The sequence below is a fragment of the Candidatus Accumulibacter vicinus genome (genome assembly GCF_000584955.1).
Lineage (GTDB): Bacteria > Pseudomonadota > Gammaproteobacteria > Burkholderiales > Rhodocyclaceae > Accumulibacter > Accumulibacter vicinus.
Genome location: NZ_JDSS02000038.1, coordinates 1110 through 4134, shown reverse-complemented (window position 1 = coordinate 4134; position 3025 = coordinate 1110). Strand labels below are relative to the sequence as shown.

General features: G+C 42.0%; 7 protein-coding genes. All 7 read left to right on the top strand.

The genetic code is table 11. The features are described 5' to 3' along the window. Positions 1–148 precede the first annotated feature (148 nt). Positions 149–499 carry a phage protein NinX family protein gene (locus tag CAPSK01_RS23605; protein ID WP_273703931.1) on the top strand — a complete coding sequence of 117 codons (351 nt, stop codon included), beginning with the start codon at positions 149–151 and terminating at the stop codon, positions 497–499. A gap of 678 nt (positions 500–1177) precedes the next feature. Beyond that, positions 1178–1543, top strand: coding sequence for a phage protein NinX family protein (locus CAPSK01_RS23600; RefSeq protein ID WP_273703930.1), 366 nt, complete (start codon positions 1178–1180; stop codon positions 1541–1543). Then, positions 1540–1737, top strand: a complete 198-nt coding sequence (locus CAPSK01_RS23595; RefSeq protein ID WP_273703929.1) for a hypothetical protein — start codon at positions 1540–1542, stop codon at positions 1735–1737. Before CAPSK01_RS23600 ends, CAPSK01_RS23595 begins: the two co-directional genes overlap by 4 nt. Before the next feature lie 244 nt (positions 1738–1981). Continuing rightward, complete coding sequence (locus CAPSK01_RS17170; RefSeq protein ID WP_034929571.1) at positions 1982–2248, top strand: hypothetical protein; 267 nt, start codon at positions 1982–1984, stop codon at positions 2246–2248. Beyond that, positions 2245–2481 carry a hypothetical protein gene (locus CAPSK01_RS23590; protein WP_273703928.1) on the top strand — a complete coding sequence of 79 codons (237 nt, stop codon included), beginning with the start codon at positions 2245–2247 and terminating at the stop codon, positions 2479–2481. Before CAPSK01_RS17170 ends, CAPSK01_RS23590 begins: the two co-directional genes overlap by 4 nt. Next, entirely contained in the window at positions 2471–2737 is a 267-nt protein-coding gene (locus CAPSK01_RS17165; protein ID WP_273703927.1) for a hypothetical protein, read from the top strand. Before CAPSK01_RS23590 ends, CAPSK01_RS17165 begins: the two co-directional genes overlap by 11 nt. Next, positions 2727–3025, top strand: a 299-nt coding sequence (locus CAPSK01_RS23585) for a hypothetical protein (RefSeq protein ID WP_273703926.1), incomplete at its 3' end; no start/stop codon positions are given. The genes CAPSK01_RS17165 and CAPSK01_RS23585, both read left to right, overlap by 11 nt.

Below are 3025 nucleotides of genomic sequence, written 5' to 3'. Positions count from 1 at the left end.
CTGAATTTTCTGCTCTTTATGATGGAGTATATTGGTGTGAAGAGGATACCGATAAATACATGAAGCCGTCTATTACAGCTCCTTGGTGGGAATATGGATGGCAAGAGCCACGTATCAGAGCACTTGATTGCATCTTATGGGAGTAACTGTGAAAACTGAAGATTTAGTAGGCAAGAAACTGAATTACGCAGTTTGTATTGCAGATGGTCATGATGCTAGGTTGAATTTCGCAGGTTTTACTTACTATGCCCAAGAACATAACGGCATCCTGAAGTTCCCTAATTACTTATCATGGTTAGATGGAGGGCCTATTATTGAGAGAGACTGTATACGCTTAATACCTTACAAGGAATCTGAAGGATTAAGGGACCCTGATTATTGGGAAGCCTGTATCATGGGGCAAACTAGAGTAATGATTGGCTCATCTCCATTAGAGGCCGCCATGAGATGTTTTGTTGCTTATATGTTAGGAGATGAGGTCGAGATCCATGAGAGTTAAGTGTATGAGTACACTTAAATGATCTGGATTCTTCTTAGTACAACAGTGAATGTTTAATGTGTAATGTATAAGGATTAAAGATGATGACTGATGAAGACAAATTGACTTTATGGGTAGGCTCATTTCGATACTATTGCGGGCGAATGACTTACGCAGTAAGGGATTTCTGCGAGTTGCTGTGCAGGGAGTGGCCTAATCTACCAGAACATACACAGAATCTGATCCATTTCGAGTTGGAGGAAGAGTTCTACCGCGATGATAAGATCAGGCCCAATGATCAATATGCTCCACTCGGTATGGATTGTGATCGAAAGGAGTGGGAAAAGGTGCGGGCACTTTGGGTAACACCTGATACGGATACCCCGAATATAGGAGGAAAATAATGGACGACTATAAACGCGCTCTGTATATGGAAGCGCACCGCAGGTTGGACGCCGGAGAAGACTACTGTGTTTGCGTCGCGTTGAAAAACGCGCTTGTGCGTGAGGGCGTGCGTGCGCGTGTCGCATACCACATGAGGACTCATTTGTTTTCAGAGTTCATGCTATTTTATGACGGTTACGAATGGAGTCGTAACGATAGTAGTTCTCCCATATCCTCGTACTCAAACATGTGGTGGGAGTCTTTTTGGAAAGAACCCCGCGTTAGCGCACTTGACTGTATCTTGAGGGACTGGCCGTGAAAATTAAAGACTTGTCTGGCGAAGCCTTGAACTACGCGGTTTGTGTAGCGGAAGGCAACGGTGGGAAATTAAGCACTGAAGGGTTTGTTTACTATCTACACGAGGGGAGCGAGTTTTTAATATTTCCAGATTACCTGTCGTGGGCTGACGGTGGACCGATTATCGAGCGGGAGTGCATTACGATAACCGCGTATGGAGAGGCATCAGATTCCCCTAAGAATCCTGATTATTGGGAAGCATGTATCCATGCCCGTGATGAAACAATTGTAATGACCGGCTCATCTCCATTGGAAGCAGCTATGAAGTGCTATGTTGCATATAAGATTGGGGATGAGGTTGAAATTCCAGAGGAGCTTAGATGATACAACCTAAAAAAGCTGAGTTTCTTAAAGAGTTTAAGAAACTCCTTAAAACTTACAATGTCAGTATTGGGTTTAAGGTGAGTGATTCATCTGATACCTATGGATTATCAGATGAGAGAATGGTTATAACCCAATCTAATGATACATGGCTTACTGTAGATGGGTGGAACTTATCGTATAGGGATATTGATTAGTTACTCACAGCTACCACTTTAAAGCTAAGGAGAGGCAAGTGTCACCTAAGCACCCTGAACTGTCTTTTGCGGAGGCAGCTATTATAAGCTGCTTGTACAGGTATATAGACAGAATGAATGATATATGCCCTATAGATCCAGCGGAAAAAATCTTAGCTGAGTTCGTTGAAGATATGAACCCACTGATAATTGAGCACCTTAGATTACTGGACCTACATAGGTCCTAATACTGTTAGGAGTTAAAATGAAAGTAGAAGTTGAATTAGACGAGAACCTGATCAAAGAAGAATTGCAGAAGCAGGTAGCTTCTTGTATCCGGGCTATTTGTAGTAGCTGGGCTACATATGAGAATTGTAAGCTTAAGGTGAACGAAGTATGGGATGAGAGTATAACCAGTATTATTAAGGAGGAGTTAGCTAACTCAGCAGAGTTAAGAGTAAAAATCGTCTCTGCTATAGAGAGGAAAATTCAAAATCAATTGATTAACCTTATGAAAACTAAACAACCATGAGTGATACGCTGTTAACATTTAAAGATGCACTGGCAATTGCAACAGGCTGCCTAGATTACAAAGGTGGCTATGATGGTAATGAGTACGAAGTCTATCAGGATGGTATCAAGACTGTGATAGCAGCCTTAACTAGGGCTTCTGAAGTAGGTTTGGCAGATACTCAGGTAGCTGCCCTATGCAGTTTAGGATACCTTATTATCAACCTTGGGCAAGGAGTTAAAAATGAAACATGATATGGAACAGGGTATGAGATACATTGTGACCAAGGATAGCAATGATGGGACATTTGTAGTAGGGGACAAAGTTGAACTCTTGCATGATAATGCAGTAGGTAACTGGACAGTGGGAGGGTGGATAGATGCAGTGGATGTACCAGAAGCTACAGCAGGTATGGAAGTAGAAATAGATATTGTATGGTTGAATAGGAAGAAGGACGTACTGCAGAAGCAACTCGATCAATTGAATAGAAAGGTACAAGATGCAAAATAACACCTGGAAGTTTGACTTCCTTACATCCGATCTTAGGTCAGCGTCTTATGATAGACGCGAGTATCATAGGATGTGGTTAAAGTGGTGGAAAGGTCAAAGGGACGATCTTTTGCAGGAGGCAAAAGATAAGAATATCACAGTAATTGAGAATTTCTCAATGAGGAAGGAGTTGGGCTTTACCGAAGCATTGTCAGAGTATACGGTATCACCATACTCTAGTACTACTGAGCTTAGGATGTCTAAAGAATCCCCTGATAAGACTGTACTAGAGGATTTAGAAAGGGACCT